This is a genomic window from Streptomyces sp. NPDC046859 (assembly GCF_040645135.1).
In the GTDB taxonomy this organism is placed as follows: domain Bacteria; phylum Actinomycetota; class Actinomycetes; order Streptomycetales; family Streptomycetaceae; genus Streptomyces.
The window spans coordinates 150,522-167,787 of the sequence record NZ_JBEYXR010000010.1; the positions used below are offsets into that span (position 1 = coordinate 150,522).

General features: G+C 71.2%; 18 protein-coding genes. 14 read left to right on the forward strand and 4 right to left on the reverse strand.

Annotated elements, in window-relative coordinates; genetic code table 11:
• A complete protein-coding gene (locus ABZ899_RS17625) occupies positions 1-816 on the forward strand; it encodes an inositol monophosphatase family protein (protein WP_361346503.1) in 816 nt (271 codons plus the stop codon).
• A 70-nt stretch (positions 817-886) separates the two neighbouring features.
• Here ABZ899_RS17625 and ABZ899_RS17630 read toward each other — a convergent pair whose 3' ends face one another.
• Positions 887-1,060 carry a hypothetical protein gene (locus ABZ899_RS17630; protein WP_164492381.1) on the reverse strand — a complete coding sequence of 58 codons (174 nt, stop codon included), beginning with the start codon at positions 1,058-1,060 and terminating at the stop codon, positions 887-889.
• Between the two features lie 436 nt (positions 1,061-1,496).
• Between ABZ899_RS17630 and ABZ899_RS17635 the strand changes: the two genes are divergently transcribed.
• From ABZ899_RS17635 to ABZ899_RS17650, 4 genes are all read left to right on the forward strand, one after another.
• Positions 1,497-2,150, forward strand: coding sequence for a response regulator transcription factor (locus ABZ899_RS17635; RefSeq protein ID WP_003993508.1), 654 nt, complete (start codon positions 1,497-1,499; stop codon positions 2,148-2,150).
• Positions 2,151-2,156: 6 nt separating this feature from the next.
• A complete protein-coding gene (locus ABZ899_RS17640; protein WP_361346508.1) occupies positions 2,157-3,404 on the forward strand; it encodes a HAMP domain-containing sensor histidine kinase in 1,248 nt (415 codons plus the stop codon).
• 413 nt (positions 3,405-3,817) lie between these two features.
• Entirely contained in the window at positions 3,818-4,114 is a 297-nt protein-coding gene (locus ABZ899_RS17645) for a DUF4193 domain-containing protein (protein WP_005481602.1), read from the forward strand.
• 13 nt (positions 4,115-4,127) lie between these two features.
• Complete coding sequence (locus ABZ899_RS17650) at positions 4,128-5,045, forward strand: hypothetical protein (RefSeq protein ID WP_361346511.1); 918 nt, start codon at positions 4,128-4,130, stop codon at positions 5,043-5,045.
• A 61-nt stretch (positions 5,046-5,106) separates the two neighbouring features.
• On the opposite strand, the gene ABZ899_RS17655 is transcribed toward ABZ899_RS17650, so the two are convergent.
• Positions 5,107-5,568 (reverse strand): DUF3093 domain-containing protein, encoded by a 462-nt coding sequence (locus ABZ899_RS17655; RefSeq protein ID WP_361346513.1) that lies wholly within the window; start codon positions 5,566-5,568, stop codon positions 5,107-5,109.
• A 58-nt stretch (positions 5,569-5,626) separates the two neighbouring features.
• Here ABZ899_RS17655 and ABZ899_RS17660 point away from each other — a divergent pair, with 58 nt between their 5' ends.
• From ABZ899_RS17660 to ABZ899_RS17695, 8 genes are all read left to right on the forward strand, one after another.
• Positions 5,627-6,211 carry a PaaI family thioesterase gene (locus tag ABZ899_RS17660; RefSeq protein ID WP_361346516.1) on the forward strand — a complete coding sequence of 195 codons (585 nt, stop codon included), beginning with the start codon at positions 5,627-5,629 and terminating at the stop codon, positions 6,209-6,211.
• The gene (dut, locus tag ABZ899_RS17665) at positions 6,208-6,768 is read left to right on the forward strand and encodes a dUTP diphosphatase (protein ID WP_086865838.1); all 561 of its coding nucleotides are present in this window, start codon (positions 6,208-6,210) and stop codon (positions 6,766-6,768) included. The genes ABZ899_RS17660 and dut overlap by 4 nt, the downstream gene beginning before the upstream one ends.
• A 1-nt stretch (position 6,769) precedes the next feature.
• Positions 6,770-7,528, forward strand: a complete 759-nt coding sequence (locus ABZ899_RS17670; RefSeq protein WP_115504844.1) for a DUF3710 domain-containing protein — start codon at positions 6,770-6,772, stop codon at positions 7,526-7,528.
• Between the two features lie 158 nt (positions 7,529-7,686).
• The gene (locus ABZ899_RS17675) at positions 7,687-8,853 is read left to right on the forward strand and encodes an alginate lyase family protein (RefSeq protein WP_361346520.1); all 1,167 of its coding nucleotides are present in this window, start codon (positions 7,687-7,689) and stop codon (positions 8,851-8,853) included.
• Between the two features lie 137 nt (positions 8,854-8,990).
• Complete coding sequence (locus tag ABZ899_RS17680) at positions 8,991-11,543, forward strand: sensor histidine kinase KdpD (RefSeq protein ID WP_361346523.1); 2,553 nt, start codon at positions 8,991-8,993, stop codon at positions 11,541-11,543.
• Complete coding sequence (locus ABZ899_RS17685) at positions 11,540-12,223, forward strand: response regulator (protein WP_361346525.1); 684 nt, start codon at positions 11,540-11,542, stop codon at positions 12,221-12,223. Before ABZ899_RS17680 ends, ABZ899_RS17685 begins: the two co-directional genes overlap by 4 nt.
• A gap of 20 nt (positions 12,224-12,243) precedes the next feature.
• Complete coding sequence (locus ABZ899_RS17690) at positions 12,244-12,642, forward strand: OB-fold nucleic acid binding domain-containing protein (RefSeq protein ID WP_361346528.1); 399 nt, start codon at positions 12,244-12,246, stop codon at positions 12,640-12,642.
• A gap of 3 nt (positions 12,643-12,645) precedes the next feature.
• On the forward strand, positions 12,646-13,422 hold the full coding sequence (locus ABZ899_RS17695) for a DUF3159 domain-containing protein (protein WP_361346531.1): 777 nt from the start codon (positions 12,646-12,648) through the stop codon (positions 13,420-13,422).
• Positions 13,423-13,495: 73 nt separating this feature from the next.
• Here ABZ899_RS17695 and ABZ899_RS17700 read toward each other — a convergent pair whose 3' ends face one another.
• Positions 13,496-14,173: a TrkA family potassium uptake protein gene (locus ABZ899_RS17700; RefSeq protein WP_361346533.1), complete on the reverse strand. Its 678-nt coding sequence runs from the start codon at positions 14,171-14,173 to the stop codon at positions 13,496-13,498.
• Positions 14,173-14,844: a TrkA family potassium uptake protein gene (locus tag ABZ899_RS17705; protein ID WP_361346536.1), complete on the reverse strand. Its 672-nt coding sequence runs from the start codon at positions 14,842-14,844 to the stop codon at positions 14,173-14,175. Before ABZ899_RS17705 ends, ABZ899_RS17700 begins: the two co-directional genes overlap by 1 nt.
• Before the next feature lie 328 nt (positions 14,845-15,172).
• On the opposite strand from ABZ899_RS17705, the gene ABZ899_RS17710 reads away from it, so the two are divergent.
• On the forward strand, positions 15,173-17,221 hold the full coding sequence (locus ABZ899_RS17710) for an APC family permease (protein WP_361346538.1): 2,049 nt from the start codon (positions 15,173-15,175) through the stop codon (positions 17,219-17,221).
• Positions 17,222-17,266 lie beyond the last annotated feature (45 nt).

Consider the following 17,266-nt stretch of genomic DNA (forward strand, 5'->3'; position numbering starts at 1 on the left):
GTGAGCGACGCCCAGCCCTCGGATCTGCTCGCCCTGGCCCGCGAGGCCGCCCGCCGCGCCGGTGACCTGCTGCGCGACGGGCGCCCGGCCGACCTCGCCGTCGCGGCGACCAAGTCCAGCCCGATCGACGTGGTCACCGAGATGGACATCGCGGCGGAGAAACTGATCACCGACGTGATCTCCGGCCGCCGCCCGCAGGACGGCTTCCTCGGCGAGGAGGGCGCCGCCACCGAGGGCACCAGCGGGATCCGCTGGGTGATCGACCCCCTGGACGGCACGGTCAACTACCTCTACGGCCTGCCGACCTGGTCGGTCTCCATCGCGGCCGAGCAGGACGGCGAGACGGTCGCCGGGGTGGTCGCGGCGCCGATGCGCGGCGAGACCTGTCACGCGGTGCGCGGCGGCGGAGCGTGGGCGACCGGCCCGTGGGAGGGCGAGCGCCGGCTCACCTGCCGTCCCACGGCCCCCCTCGACCAGGCCCTGGTGTCGACCGGCTTCAACTACGTGAGCGAGGTCCGGGCCCACCAGGCCGAGGTGGCCCGGCGGCTGATCCCGCTGCTGCGGGACATCCGGCGCTCGGGCTCGGCCGCGATCGACCTGTGCGACCTCGCCGCGGGCCGCCTGGACGGCTACTACGAGCGCGGGCTGAACGCCTGGGACGTCGCGGCGGGCGACCTCATCGCCCGGGAGGCGGGCGCGGTGACCGGTGGCCGCCCCGGTGAGCGCCCCTCACGCGAGCTGACGGTGGCGGCCACCCCCGGCGTCTTCGAACCCCTCCAGCGACTCCTTGAGGAGTTCGGCGCCTGGCACGACTGATGCGCCGGTCCCCACGCGCACGAGGGCCCCGGTGCTGGATTCACCGGGGCCCTCGTGCCTGCTGAGGCGGTCAGACGGCGGTCGCGCCGACCTCCACGCCATGCTCGGCCGCGAGGCGGCGCAGGTCGTCGAGCTCTCCCTGCTCAACCTCGACGAGGAAGTCGTCGCCCTCGTCGCGAGCCCGCGTCAGGTCGGACTCGGTCGCCTTTATGCGCTGCAGAAGTCCTGCGGTGAAAGCGTCCATGCTGCGCCCCCTCGTCCTGGGTCGTGGGTCGGTGGCACGGGGGTGTGCCGTCGGAAGGGGCGATCACGTCTCCAGTGGATGCCCAGCGCTGCCCGAGCCGGGCGGCGACGGTGCCGGACACCCACCACCACTCTGCGGAAGCGGATCATCCTGTACCGCACGTGGTGCGGCACAAGCAGAGCGTGATCGCGGGGTGTACCTGCCGTCCTCCCCCCACCGTCTTCGTCGGAAACCTCAACCCGCGCGAAATAATCGGCATTCCTGGGCCCGCGGCCCGTCCCCCGGAATTCCCGCCCGTCAGAGGCCCTCTCACCCGTCTTACCGCCGACTTATGGCCGAAAAGGGCAGGATGGAGGCCCACGGACCCGACCACTCACACCCCTGCCCGCGCGCGCCCTGACGCGCTACGCGGGTGGACACAGGAAGGACAAGCGACGTGCGCGTACTCGTCGTCGAGGACGAGCAGCTGCTCGCCGATGCGGTGGCCACCGGACTGCGCCGGGAGGCCATGGCCGTCGACGTCGTGTACGACGGTGCGGCCGCCCTGGAGCGCATCGGCGTCAACGACTACGACGTGGTCGTCCTCGACCGCGACCTCCCCCTGGTGCACGGCGACGACGTCTGCCGCAAGATCGTCGAACTCGGCATGCCCACGCGCGTGCTGATGCTCACGGCCTCCGGCGACGTCAGCGACCGGGTCGAGGGCCTGGAGATCGGCGCCGACGACTACCTTCCCAAGCCCTTCGCCTTCAGCGAGCTGATCGCGCGCGTCCGGGCCCTCGGCCGCCGCACCAGCGTGCCGCTGCCGCCCGTCCTGGAGCGCGCCGGCATCAAGCTGGACCCCAACCGCCGCGAGGTCTTCCGCGACGGCAAGGAGGTGCAGCTCGCCCCGAAGGAGTTCGCCGTCCTGGAGGTGCTGATGCGCAGCGAGGGAGCCGTCGTCTCCGCCGAGCAACTGCTGGAGAAGGCGTGGGACGAGAACACCGACCCGTTCACGAACGTGGTGCGGGTGACCGTCATGACCCTGCGCCGCAAGCTCGGTGAGCCGCCGGTGATCGTCACCGTGCCCGGCTCCGGCTACCGGATCTGACCCGCGATGGCAGCGACACCCGCACCGCCCGCCACGCCGCCCAAACCGACCTGGGACCCGCGCAAGCCGGACCAGCCCTTCCCGTGGCTGCGCCCGACGATCCGCATACGGCTCACCCTGCTGTACGGCGGCATGTTCCTGATCGCCGGCATCCTGCTGCTGTCGATCATCTATCTGCTGGCCGCCCAGGCGCTGCGCTCGGGCAACGAACCGCTGTTCAAGATCGTCCAGTTCCAGAGCCTCAAGGTCACCAGCAACAACTGCCCGGGGATCGCCACCAGCGACCTGTCGCTGGCCGAGTTCAACGACGCGATCAGCGCGTGCATGGACCACGAGCGCAAGGCCGCCCTGGACAACCTCCTCAGCCGCTCGCTGCTGGCCCTGCTCGGCCTCGCCGTGATCGCCTTCGCGTTCGGCTACGCCATGGCCGGCCGTGTGCTCTCGCCGCTCGGCCGGATCACCCGCACCGCGCGCGCGGTGGCCGGCTCGGACCTGTCCCGCCGTATCGAGCTGGACGGACCGGACGACGAGCTCAAGGAGCTGGCCGACACCTTCGACGAGATGCTGGAGAGGCTCCAGCGGGCCTTCACGGCCCAGCAGCGCTTCGTCGGCAACGCCTCGCACGAGCTGCGCACCCCGCTCGCGATCAACCGGACCCTTCTGGAGGTCCACCTCTCCGATCCGGGCGCTCCCGTGGAGCTCCAGCAGCTCGGCAAGACGCTGCTGGCCACCAACGAGCGCAGCGAACAGCTCGTGGAGGGCCTGCTGCTGCTCGCCCGCAGCGACAACCAGATCATCGAGCGCAAGCCGGTGGACCTCGCGGAGGTGGCCGAGCAGGCCGTCGACCAGGTCCGCGCGGAGGCCGAGGCCAAGGGCGTGACGATCCGCGGCGAGCGGAAACCCGCGGTGATACAGGGCAACGGCGTGCTGCTGGAGCGGATCGCGCTGAACCTGGTGCAGAACGCCGTCCGGTACAACGTGCCGGAGGGCGGCTGGGTGGAGGTCACCACCGACGTCCGGCACGGGCAGGCGGTGCTCGTCGTGACGAACACGGGGCCGGTGGTGCCGGCGTACGAGATCGACAACCTCTTCGAGCCCTTCCGGCGGCTGCGCACCGAGCGCACCGGCAGCGACAAGGGCGTGGGTCTCGGACTGTCCATCGTGCGGTCCGTGGCCCGGGCCCACGGCGGGCACATCTCGGCGGAGCCGCGCGAGGGAGGTGGTCTCGTGATGCGGGTGACGTTCCCGGTCTGAGAGCATGTGCACCGACACAGCCCGACACACGGCACTCCGAGGGCTTGTTCGCTTTGCGCGGAATTTTCACACCGCCCCAGAGGGGAACCCGTGTGTGATCGATCACAAGGACGGTTTTCGAGCCATCTACTGTCCGTGATCGCATGACCGGTCGGAAAGCCGGGAAAATCCGGGTTTTCAGGGGTCCTGATCACGGGAAGTACACGGTGAGATGCCTTTGATCTGCGGCATTCGGACCGTGTACGGTCCCGTTCGCCATCCAAGCCGATCACTCTTGAGGAGTCCGGTTGGGTGTCGATTGAGTAACAGACCTTGATGTGAGGCAAAATCTCCGCCTCAGGTCGGGCACAAGTCCGGCCTCTCACGCGTTAGTGCGCTGGAGACACCGCAGACACCCAGAGGGGGAGAGCGACATGGCAACGGATTACGACACCCCACGCAAGACCGACGACGACGTCGATTCGGACAGCCTGGAAGAGCTCAAGGCCAGGCGTAACGACAAGTCGACCTCCGCAGTGGACGTCGACGAGTTCGAGGCCGCAGAAGGCCTGGAGCTGCCCGGCGCGGACCTCTCGAACGAAGAGCTGGCCGTCCGGGTGCTGCCCAAGCAGCAGGACGAGTTCACCTGCATGAGCTGCTTCCTGGTGCACCACCGCAGCCAGCTGGCCCGCGAGAAGAACGGCCAGCCGATCTGCCGCGACTGCGACTGAGGACGGGTCGGGCATGACCGGCTCGACCCCTCCTCGGAAGCGCCGCTTCCTGCGGGGAGCGGACCCCGGGCCGTCCGACGGTCCGCACGGCGCGCGTGACGGCGAGCGGGGCTCACCCGACGAGGGAGCCTCGCTCGATCCGGCATCCGCCGTGGCCGTGCCCGCCCCGGTGCGGGCTCCCGCGACCCGGCGCCGGGCGGCGGTGGTGCGGGAGAGGGCCACGCAAGGCGTCCGCAAGGGCGGCAGCCGCGCCAGAGCCGGCCTCGGCTACCTCGCCGACCGCCTCATCGAGTACGCCCCGCGCATCCCCGTACGCGACCTCGCGACGCTGCGCCGCCAGTTCCCGGACGTCGGGCCGGAGGAGATCGCGGACAAGCTCGTGGCGGGCGCCGCGAACGCCAGTTCCACGGTCGGGGCGGGCGTCGGTGCCGCGGCGATGCTCCCGGTACCGCCCGCGATGCCCACCGAACTGGCCGCCGAGATCACCGGCGTGGCCGCGATCGAGCTGAAGCTGATCGCCGAACTGCACGAGGTGTACGGCGTACGCCCGCCCGGAAACCTCCGCGAGCGCAGCACCGCCTATCTGTCCTCGTGGACCGAGGAACGCGGCATCGACCCCCTCAAGCCCGTCACGATCAACGCGGCGCTGGGCGGGCAGATGAAACGCGAACTGCGTCAGCAGATCATGAAGCGCATGGTGCGCAACCTGCCGAACCTGATGCCCTTCATGGTCGGCGCCGCCGTGGGCGCGGTCATGAACCGCCGGGACACCAGGAGACTCGCGGCGCGCGTCCGCGCCGACCTGCGCAAGGTGCAGGTGCCCTGGGAGGACCTGCCGCAGCTGCCGCCGCTGGAGCGCCCGGCGGAGCCCCTGGACCTGGACGAGATCCTGCCCGGGCACGGCCACAAGGGGCTGGGCGGCGAGGGCTGAGGCCCCGCCGCGGCCGGGCCGTCACCGGCCGGTCAAAGTTCCGCCCTGCCGGAGGCAAAATCTAGGCCGCGGCCCGGGCCGCCCGGATCGCGTCCGCCAGCCGCTCCGGCTCCCGCGTCGACAGGTACAGGTACGGCGTCGGGTCCTCGGGGTCGGTGACCTCCACGCGCAGGGCCGTCGGGATGTAGGCCCGCAGCAGCAGGAAGGCGCGGGTGTCGGCCTTGTACGTCCGCCAGGCGCGCGCCTCCTCGCGGTCCAGGATCTGCGCCTCGCCCAGCGCCCGCACCGGGATCCGTGCGTCGCCCGCGATCAGCGAGTCGCCCACCACACGGATGCGGGCCGAGCCGTAGGAACTGGCGACGACCGCCGCCGCGGCGGTGCCGCCGACCAGGCCGACCAGCATCGGCAGGGTGCCGAACGGCAGCAGGATCAGGGCCAGCGAGAGCCCCACCAGGAACGAGACCAGCCACCAGGAGCGCGGGGCGGTGAGACGTTCTTCGTACGGGGTGGCGGAGAGCTGCATGGATCCAAGCTTGGCACGGTGTCGGGACTCGGCCGACGCGCGGGTAAGGTCTGCGCTCGTGAGAGGTACTTCCCCAGCTCTTCAGCCTCCGGCCGACGCCGTGAAACCCGTCCGGCACCCGGAGGCTCCCGCGCCCGGCGAGCTCCTGGGCTCGCACTACGGCGAGTGTTTCGGCTGCGGCGCCGAGCAGCCCCACGGGCTGCACCTGGAGGCACGGGCCGGGGACGGCGTCAGCATCACCGCCGAGTTCACCGTGCAGCCCGCCCACCAGGGCGCCCCCGGCCTCGCGCACGGCGGCGTGCTCGCCACCGCCCTCGACGAGACCCTCGGCTCGCTGAACTGGCTGCTGCGCACGATCGCGGTGACCGGACGCCTGGAGACCGACTTCGTGCGGCCCGTCCCGGTCGGCACCGTCCTGCATCTGGAGGCGGAGGTGACGGCGGTCGCCGGCCGCAAGATCTACTCCACCGCCACCGGGCGGATCGGCGGGCCCGACGGCCCCGTGGCGGTCCGCGCCGACGCCCTCTTCGTCGAGGTGAAGGTCGACCACTTCATCGACAACGGGCGCCCGGAGGAGATCCGGGCCGCGATGAACGACCCGGACCAGGTGCGCCGGGCCCGCGCCTTCGAGGTGAACCCGTGAGCCGCGCTCCCCTGGACGTCCTCATTCGGCGCGTCGATCCGGACGTGCCGCTTCCGGCGTATGCGCACCCCGGGGACGCCGGCGCCGACCTGCGGACCACGGAGAGCCGCGAGCTGAAGCCGGGGGAGCGGGCCGTGCTGCCCACCGGGGTGTCCATCGCCCTGCCCGAGGGGTACGCGGCGTTCGTGCACCCCCGCTCCGGGCTCGCCGCCCGCCTCGGTGTCGCCCTCGTGAATGCCCCGGGGACGGTTGATGCCGGGTACCGTGGGGAGATCAAGGTGATCGTGGTGAATCTCGACCCGCGCGAGTCCGTGCGGTTCGAGCGCTTCGACCGGATTGCCCAACTGGTTGTCCAGCAGGTCGAGAGGGTTCGCTTCCAGGAGGTGGCGGAGCTTCCCGATTCGGCACGGGCCGAGGGGGGCTTCGGGTCCACCGGCGGTCATGCCGAGGTGGGCGGCGAAAGCGCCACAAGCGATACAGGCGATGGGGCCGCCGTTGGCGGCGCTACGGGTGGGAATCGATACGCTTCGGTCGTATCCGACCGGGAAGGACAGTGACGTGTTCGGACGTCGCAAGAAGAAGGGTGCCGCCGAGGACGCGGCCGGCGAGCCCGAGCAGGTCGTCGACATCGACACTGAGGCGGACGACGACGGCACGCGCGAGCGCGTACGGCTCGAGCCGGGACCGCGTCCCGACGGGCCGTGGGACAGCTCCGAGGTGCGGGACCCCGGCGAGGGCCGGGTGGACCTGGGCGGCCTGTTCGTACCGGGTGTCGACGGCATGGAGCTGCGGGTGGAGGTCGCGGGCGACGCCATCGTCGCGGCGACCGTCGTGCTGCGCGACAGCGCCATCCAGCTGCAGGCCTTCGCCGCCCCCAAGCGCGAGGGCATCTGGGGCGAGGTGCGCGAGGAGATCGGCTCGGGCATCACCCAGCAGGGTGGCATCGTCGACGAGGTCGAGGGTCCGCTCGGCTGGGAGCTGCGGGCCCAGGTGCCGGTGCAGCTGCCGGACGGCACGGGTGGTTTCCAGGTCGTGCGGTTCGTCGGTGTGGACGGCCCCCGCTGGTTCCTGCGCGGGGTGATCTCGGGGCAGGGCGCGGTGCAGCCGCAGGCGGCCGGCCTGCTCGAGCAGATCTTCCGGGACACGGTCGTGGTCCGTGGTGAGGGCCCGATGGCCCCGCGCGACCCGATCGTCCTCAAGCTGCCCGACGACGCGCAGATGGTCCCCGAAGGGGTCCAGCAGGAGGAGGCGGGTTCACGTTTCTCCGGCGGCATGGGCCAGCTCCAGCGCGGACCGGAGATCACCGAGGTCCGCTGAGTCGTGGATCGATCCAGGGCCGTACCCCGCCGAGGTGCGGCCCTTTCTCATGCGTGAACCCTTGACGCCTCATTGGTCTGTACCTACCGTCTCGGCTCAACGCGCCTGTTCATAAAGGCGCTTCGCGTTCACATACGAGAACGGAAGGCCCCCCACGCATGCGCAGAACCGCTCTCCTCGCCGTCGCCGCCGCCCTGCTCGCCGCCGCCCTCGTCCGACCCGCCGGCGCCGCCCCCACGACCTTCGCCCACCCCGGAGTCACCGTCTCCCGGGCCCAGTTGGACTTCGCCCGCTCCCAGGTCCAGGCCGGCGCCCAGCCCTGGAAGGGCGCCTTCGACCGGATGATGGCGAGCAGGTACGCGGACCTGAACCGCGCCCCCAAGCCCCGTGCCGTCGTCGAGTGCGGCTCGTACTCGAACCCCAACAACGGCTGCACCGACGAGCGCGAGGACGCCATCGCCGCCTACACCCAGGCCCTCGCCTGGTACATCACCCGCGACGAACGGCACGCCCGCAAGGCCATCGAGCTCATGGACGCCTGGTCCGCGGTGATCAGGGACCACACGAACAGCAACGCGCCCCTCCAGACCGGATGGGCCGGTTCCTCCTGGCCCAGGGCCGCCGAGATCATCAAGTACACCTACGGCGGGGGCTGGGCGAACTCCGGCCGCTTCGCCACGATGCTGCGCACCGTCTACCTGCCCGAGATCATCAACGGCTCGAACTCCAACGGGAACTGGGAGCTGTCGATGATGGAGGCCGCCGTCGGCATCTCCGTCTTCCTGGAGGACAAGGCCTCGTACGACAAGGCCATGGCGAAGTTCCGCACCCGCACCGCCGCGTACGTCTACCTGGCCTCCGACGGTGATCTGCCGAAGACGGTGCCCAGCCAGAACCTGGACACCCGCCAGAAGATCGTCGACTACTGGCAGGGGCAGGGCACCTTCGTCACCGGTCTCACCCAGGAGACCTGCCGCGACCTCACCCACACCGGATACGGCATCTCCGCGATCTCCCACGTCGCCGAGACCAGCCGCATCCAGGGCCAGGACCTCTACGGCACCGACGTCGGCGAGCGGCTGCGGCACGCGCTCGGCTTCCAGGCCAAGTACGAGCTCGGCACCGCCGTGCCGAGCTGGCTGTGCGGTGGATCGCTCCACCTCGGGCTCGGCCCCGTCACCGAGGTCGGGCACAACGCCCTGGCCAACCGCCTCGGCCACGCCATGACCAACACCGAGACGCTGAACCAGCGCAACCGCCCCTCCGGCACCAACAACCTCTTCGTCGCCTGGGAGACCCTCACCCACGGAGACAACCCGGCCTGACCCCCCACGGGGGGCGGCGGTGGCGTCAGGGTTGCGTCAAAGACGCCGCCGCCGCTTCACCCGGTCCCATTTGTCGCGCTTGCGGGTCGTAGGGTCGACGCTGCGCAGGGACCTTCGACCGGAACACAATGAGGACCATGGGACGCGGCAGGCTTCGGATCCACCTCGGTGCGGCACCTGGCGTCGGCAAGACCTACGCCATGCTCGCCGAGGCGCACCGCCGCGTCGAGCGGGGCACGGACTGCGTCGTCGCCGTCGTGGAGCACCACGGCCGGCCCCGCACCGAGGTCCTGCTGCACGGCCTGGAGCAGGTGGAGCGCCGGCGGCTGGAGTACCGGGGCGGCACCTTCACGGAGATGGACGTCGACGCCGTCCTCGCCCGCCGCCCCCAGGTGGCCCTCGTGGACGAACTGGCCCACACCAACATCCCCGGCTCCCGCAACAGCAAGCGCTGGCAGGACGTCGAGGAACTCCTCGCGGCCGGCATCGACGTCATCTCGACGGTCAACATCCAGCACCTGGAGTCCCTGGGCGACGTCGTGGAGTCCATCACCGGGGTACGGCAGCAGGAGACCGTGCCGGACGAGGTGGTGCGCCGCGCCGACCAGATCGAACTCGTCGACATGTCGCCCGAGGCGCTGCGGCGGCGCATGGCGCACGGCAACATCTACCGGCCCGACAAGGTCGACGCGGCCCTGTCCAACTACTTCCGCCCCGGCAACCTCACCGCGCTGCGCGAGCTCGCCCTGCTGTGGGTGGCCGACCGGGTCGACGCCCATCTGCAGCAGTACCGCGCCGAGCACCACGTGTCGGCGATCTGGGGGTCCCGGGAGCGGATCGTCGTCGGACTCACCGGCGGCCCCGAGGGGCGCACCCTGATCCGGCGCGCGGTGCGGCTGGCGGAGAAGGGCGCCGGCGGCGAGGTGCTGGCGGTCTACGTCGCCCGCAGCGACGGCCTCACCTCCGGCTCGCCGAAGGAGCTGGCGCTCCAGCGGACCCTCGTGGAGGATCTCGGCGGCACCTTCCACCACGTCGTCGGCGACGACGTCCCCGCTGCGCTCCTGGCCTTCGCGCGCGGCGCCAACGCCACGCAGATAGTCCTCGGCTCGTCCCGCCGCAAGACCTGGCAGTACGTCCTCGGGCCCGGCGTGGGCGCCACGGTCGCCCGGGAGTCAGGGCCCGACCTCGACGTGCACATCGTCACGCACGACGAGGTCGCCAAGGGCCGCGGGCTGCCCGTCGCCCGGGGCGCCCGCCTGGGCCGGTGGCGGACCGTGTGGGGCTGGCTCGCCGCGATCGGCGGACCCGTGCTGCTCACCGCGCTGCTGTCGAACGTCGACGTCGAGCTCGGCCTCGCCAACGACATGCTGCTGTTCCTGACCCTGACGGTCGCGGCGGCCCTGATCGGCGGGCTCTGTCCGGCGCTCGCCTCCGCCGCCGTCGGCTCCCTGCTGCTCAACTGGTTCTTCACCCCGCCGCTGCACCGCATCTCGATCGCCGACCCCAAGAACCTGCTCGCCCTGCTGATCTTCGTGTGCGTGGCGGTCGCGGTCGCCTCCGTGGTCGACCTCGCGGCCCGCCGCACCCACCAGGCGGCCCGGCTGCGGGCCGAGTCGGAGATCCTGTCGTTCCTCGCCGGCAGCGTGCTGCGCGGCGAGACCGGCCTCGAGGAACTGCTGGAACGGGTCCGGGAGACCTTCGGCATGGAGTCCGCGGCGCTGCTCGAACGGGAGGACGACGTGGCCCCCTGGACCTGTGCGGGCCGCGCCGGCGCGGGACCGGCCCTGAGCCGGCCCGAGGACGCCGACGTCGACGTCCCCGTCGGCGACCACATGGCGCTCGCGCTGACCGGCCGGGTGCTGCCCGCCGAGGACCGGCGCGTCCTGGCCGCCTTCGCCGCGCAGTCCGCGGTCGTCCTGGACCGCCAGCGGCTCCAGCGTGAGGCCGACCAGGCCAAGGAGCTCGCCGAGGGCAACCGCATCCGCACGGCGCTCCTGGCGGCCGTCAGCCACGATCTGCGCACCCCGCTCGCCGGCATCAAGGCGGCGGTGTCCTCGCTGCGCTCCGACGACGTGGCCTGGTCGCCCGAGGACGAGGCCGAGCTGCTGGCCGGCATCGAGGAGGGCGCCGACCGGCTGGACCACCTCGTCGGGAACCTGCTGGACATGTCCCGGCTCCAGACCGGCACGGTCACCCCGCTGATCAGGGAGATCGACCTCGACGAAGTGGTGCCGATGGCACTCGGCGGGGTGCCCGAGGGCAGCGTCGACCTGGATGTGCCGGAGACCCTCCCGATGGTCGCCGTCGACCCCGGCCTGCTGGAGCGCTCGGTGGCCAACCTCGTCGAGAACGCCGTCAAGTACAGCCCCCGCGACAGCAGGGTCCTGGTGGCCGCGAGCGCCCTGGCGGACCGGGTCGAGGTCCGGGTGGTCGACCGCGGGCCCGGAGTCCCGGACACGGCCAAGGAGCGCATCTTCGAGCCCTTCCAGCGGTACGGCGACGCCCCGCGCGGCGCCGGGGTCGGTCTGGGCCTCGCGGTCGCCCGGGGTTTCGCCGAGGCCATGAACGGCACCCTGGGGGTGGAGGACACCCCCGGCGGCGGTCTCACCATGGTCCTCACCCTGCGGGCCGCCGGAGCGGGGCCCGGCCCCGTCCGCCCCGACGTACGACCCGAAAGGCAGACCGCATGACCCGGGTACTCGTGGTGGACGACGAGCCGCAGATCGTGCGCGCCCTCGTGATCAACCTCAAGGCCCGCCACTACGAGGTCGACGCGGCCCACGACGGGGCCACCGCCCTCGCCCTCGCCGCCGCCCGTCACCCCGACGTCGTCGTCCTCGACCTCGGGCTGCCCGACATGGACGGCGTCGAGGTCATCCGCGGTCTGCGCGGCTGGACCCGGGTGCCGATCCTGGTGCTGTCCGCCCGGCACTCCTCCGACGAGAAGGTCGAGGCGCTGGACGCGGGCGCCGACGACTACGTCACCAAGCCCTTCGGCATGGACGAGCTGCTGGCCCGGCTGCGGGCCGCCGTCCGCCGGGCCGAGCCCACCGGGGGTGGCGAGGACGACGTGATCGTGGAGACCGACGAGTTCACCGTCGACCTCGCCGCGAAGAAGGTCAACCGCGGCGGGCGGGACGTACGCCTCACGCCCACCGAATGGCATCTCCTCGAAGTGCTGGTCCGCAGCACCGGCCGGCTCGTCAGCCAGAAGCAGCTGCTCCAGGAGGTCTGGGGCCCGTCCTACGGGACGGAGACCAACTATCTGCGGGTGTACATGGCCCAGCTGCGCAGAAAGCTCGAGGCGGACCCCTCCCACCCGAAGCACTTCGTCACCGAGCCGGGGATGGGCTATCGGTTCGAGAAGTGAGGCCCGGTACGCTTCAAGACATGACTGCTGTTCCTCGTTCGGAAAAGGCGGTGGGCCGGTTCCGGCGCATGCTCGACCGGCTCTCCTCGTCGCAGGAGGACCTGGAGTCCGAGGAGCTGCGTGAGGACGCCGAGACCGCCGGCTGCACCAAGATCGGTGACTGCCGGGACCGCCAGATCGTGACGGTTACTGGTACCTTGCGCACGGTCACCCTGCGGCCGCGCGCCGGAGTCCCGGCCTTGGAGGCCGAGCTGTTCGACGGCACGGCCGCGCTGGACGTGGTGTGGCTCGGCAGGCGCTCCATAGTCGGCATAGAGCCCGGGCGCCGGCTGATCGCATCCGGCAGGATCGCCATGAGCCGGGGCCGCCGGGTGCTGTTCAACCCGAAATACGAACTGAGACCCCTCGGACGGGAGTAGCCGGTGACGTCGCTCGACAAGCCGACCGAAGACACCACCGCAGACGCCGGGCACGACTCCCGCGCGGTGACGGAGGCCGCGCTGTTCGAGGCCTTCGGCGGCATGCGCGGCATGATCGAGACGGTCCTGCCGGGCCTGCTCTTCGTCACGATCTACACGATCGACAAGAACCTGCACATGTCGGCCCTCGCGGCCCTCGCGGTGTCCGTCGTGCTGGTCGTGGTGCGCCTGGTGACCCGGGACACGGTCAAGCACGCGTTCAGCGGTGTCTTCGGTGTGGCCTTCGGTGTCGTCTTCGCGATGATGACGGGCAACGCCAAGGACTTCTACCTGCCCGGCATGCTCTACACGCTGGGCCTCGCCCTCGCCTACATCATCACGACGCTGTGCGGCGTGCCCCTGATCGGGCTGATCCTCGGGCCGGTGTTCAAGGAGAACCTCTCCTGGCGCACCCGCAACCCCGGCCGCAAGAAGGCGTACTCCAAGGCCAGCTACGCCTGGGGCCTGATCCTGCTCGCCAAGTGCGCGATCCTCTTCCCGCTGTACTGGTGGGCCGACACCACCCAGCTGGGCTGGGTGCTGGTCGCCCTGAAGATCCCGCCGTTCCTGCTCGCCGTCTGGCTGACCTGGGTGTTCCTGGCGAAGGCCCCCGCGCCGATCGACGTCTTCGCGGAGATGGAGGCGGCGGAGAAGGCCGAGGAGGAGCGCCGGACCGCGGCCGCCGCCGAGACCGCCGAGACCGGGGAGACCACCGGCGGACGGCACCGCCGCGACGTGTGAGCTCCCTCGGACCGAGACGACGGAGGGCGCTCCGCATCCGCGGGGCTCCCTCCGTCGTCGTAGGAGAAGCCGGTCAGCCCGCCGTGTCCTCCCGGCGGACCGACAGCAGGTCCTCCAACTGCTCCTCGCGGGCCTGCGCGGCCACGAACAGAAGCTCGTCGCCCGCCTCCAGGGAGTCCTCCCGGGACGGGGTCAGCACCCGGGTGCCGCGGATGATCGTGACCAGGGACGTGTCCTGCGGCCACTCCACGTCACCGACCTGGGTGCCGGCCAGGGCCGACTCCTCCGGCAGGGTCAGCTCCACGAGGTTGGCGTCGCCGTGGCTGAAGCGCAGCAGGCGGACCAGGTCGCCGACGCTCACCGCCTCCTCGACCAGGGCCGACATCAGACGCGGCGTGGAGACCGCCACGTCCACGCCCCAGGCCTCGTTGAACAGCCACTCGTTCTTGGGGTTGTTCACCCGGGCGACGACGCGCGGGACGCCGTACTCCGTCTTCGCCAGCAGGGAGACGACCAGGTTGACCTTGTCGTCGCCCGTCGCGGCGATCACCACGTTGCAGCGCTGCAGCGCCGCCTCGTCCAGCGACGTGATCTCGCAGGCGTCGGCCAGCAGCCACTCCGCCTGCGGGACGCGCTCGACCGAGATGGCGGTCGGCGCCTTGTCGATGAGCAGGACCTCGTGCCCGTTCTCCAGCAGTTCGGCCGCGATGGAGCGGCCCACCGCGCCGGCACCGGCAATGGCGACCCTCATCAGTGACCGCCCTCCTCTTCGGGACCCTTGGCGAACGCCGCCTCGACCTTGTCGACCTCGTCGGTGCGCATCATCACGTGCACCAGGTCGCCGTCCTGCAGCACCGTCTGCGAGGTGGGCAGGATCGCCTCACCGAGGCGGGTCAGGAACGCCACCCGCACGCCGGTCTCCTCCTGGAGCCGGCTGATCTTGTGGCCCACCCACTCCGCGGAGGCGTGCACCTCGGCGAGCTGCACGCCGCCGGTGGGATCCCGCCACAGCGGCTCGGCGCCCGAGGGCAGCAGCCGGCGCAGCATCTGGTCGGCCGTCCAGCGGACGGTCGCCACGGTCGGGATGCCGAGGCGCTGGTAGACCTCGGCGCGGCGCGGGTCGTAGATCCGGGCCGCGACGTTCTCCACGCCGAACATCTCGCGGGCCACGCGCGCGGAGATGATGTTGGAGTTGTCCCCGCTGGAGACGGCCGCGAAGGCACCCGCCTCCTCGATGCCCGCCTCGCGCAGCGTGTCCTGGTCGAAGCCGACGCCGGTGACGCGGCGGCCTCCGAAGCCCGGGCCCAGCCGGCGGAACGCGGTGGGGTCCTGGTCGATCACTGCGACCGTGTGCCCTTGCTGCTCCAGGGTCTGGGCCAGAGCGGAGCCCACCCTTCCGCAACCCATGATGACGATGTGCACGGTCCTACCCCGCACTCCTCGATAGGCGTCCGACTTGCGTGAACGTGGCGCTCATGTCTCTTCTCTCGAATCGCCGGGCAACAGGCGCGGTCCGGTCGCAGACCGCAGGGCAACATCATGCCGGGCTTTCCCGCCGATGATCCCCCGCGGTTCGCATCGTGGGCTCGGCGGCACCCGTGCCGGACTCCCGCCCGCACCCACGCTCCAAGGTAACGTCCGGATCCCGTCGCCCCGGGCGATGGCGCGAACCCAGGTCACAGCGGTGCGCCGGGTGTGATGTTCCCCCGGATGTGCTCCGCACCTGGCGGGGGGCATACGATTCTCTGTTGTGTCCAAACTGACCGACGTGCCCAAGCGGATCCTCATCGGGCGCGCCCTGCGCAGCGACCGGCTGGCGGAAACGCTCCTGCCGAAGCGCATCGCCCTGCCCGTGTTCGCTTCCGACCCGCTGTCCTCCGTGGCGTACGCGCCCGGCGAGGTGCTGCTGGTCCTCTCCATCGCGGGTGTGTCGGCCTACCACTTCAGCCCCTGGATCGCCGCCGCGGTCGTCGTGCTGATGTTCACGGTCGTCGCCTCCTACCGGCAGAACGTCCACGCCTACCCGAGCGGCGGCGGCGACTACGAGGTGGCCACCACCAACCTCGGCCCGAAGGCCGGGCTCACGGTCGCGAGCGCCCTGCTCGTCGACTACGTCCTCACCGTGGCCGTGTCCATCTCCTCCGGCATCGAGAACCTCGGCTCCGCGGTCCCGTTCGTCGTCGAGCACAAGGTCGAGTGCGCCGTCGCCGTGATCCTGCTGCTGACCGTCATGAACCTGCGCGGCGTCAAGGAGTCCGGCGGCCTGTTCGCCATCCCGACGTACGTGTTCGTCGCGGGCGTCTTCATCATGATCGCGTGGGGCGCGTTCCGCGGGATCGTCCTCGGCGACACCATGCGGGCACCCACCTCGACGTTCCAGATCAAACCCGAGCACCAGGGACTCGCGGGCTTCGCGCTCGTCTTCCTGCTGCTGCGCGCCTTCTCCTCCGGCTGTGCCGCGCTCACCGGCGTCGAGGCGATCTCCAACGGCGTCCCGGCCTTCCGCAAGCCCAAGTCGAAGAACGCCGCGACCACGCTCGCGCTGATGGGCCTGCTCGCCGTCACCATGTTCTGCGGCATCATCGGGCTCGCCATGGCCACCAAGGTCCGCATGGCCGAGAACCCGGCCGTCGACCTGATCAAGGACGGCGCCGCGGTCGGCTCCGGCTACGTCCAGAACCCGGTCATCACCCAGGTCGCCGAGGCCGTCTTCGGCAAGGGCACCTTCCTCTTCGTGGTGCTCGCCGCCGCCACCGCCCTCGTGCTGTTCCTGGCCGCCAACACCGCCTACAACGGCTTCCCGGTGCTCGGCTCGATCCTCGCCCAGGACCGGTACCTGCCGCGCCAGCTGCACACCCGCGGCGACCGGCTCGCCTTCTCCAACGGCATCGTGCTCCTCGCCGGCGCCGCCGCCCTCCTGGTGTGGATCTACGGGGCCGACTCCACCCGGCTGATCCAGCTGTACATCGTCGGCGTCTTCGTGTCGTTCACGCTCAGCCAGATCGGCATGGTCCGGCACTGGAACCGGCTGCTCGCCACCGAGAAGGACCAGACCAAGCGGCGCCACATGGTCCGCTCCCGCGCGATCAACACCTTCGGCGCCTTCTTCACCGGCCTGGTTCTGATCGTCGTCCTCGTCACCAAGTTCACCCACGGCGCCTGGGTGGCCCTGCTCGGCATGGTCATCTTCTACGGCACGATGACCGCGATCCGCCGCCACTACGACCGCGTCTCCGCGGAACTCGCGGCCCCCGAGGGCCCCAGCGACGACAGCGCACGGCCGTCCCGGGTGCACTCGGTCGTCCTGGTCTCCAAGCTCCACCGTCCCGCGCTGCGCGCCCTGGCCTACGCCAAGCTGCTGCGCTCGGACAGCCTGGAGGCGCTCAGCGTCAACGTCGACCCGGCCGAGACCAAGGCGCTGCGCGAGGAGTGGGAGCGTCGCGGCATCGACGTACCGCTGAAGGTCCTCGACTCGCCCTACCGCGAGATCACGCGGCCGATCATCGAGTACGTGAAGGGGCTGCGCAGGGAGTCGCCGCGCGACGCCGTGTCCGTGATCATCCCCGAGTACGTCGTCGGCCACTGGTACGAGCACCTGCTGCACAACCAGAGCGCGCTGCGCCTGAAGGGGCGGCTGCTGTTCACCCCGGGCGTCATGGTCACGTCGGTGCCCTACCAGCTCCAGTCCTCCGAGGCGGCCAAGGTGCGCGCCCGCAGGCGCGGCGAGTGGAACGCCCCGGGTTCGGTGCGGCGCGGACCGGCGCAGGATCGGCCGAAGGAGCCCGAGACCCGGAAGTGACCGGCCGGGACGGAGGGCCCGCGGACGCACGTAGACTGGTGGGCT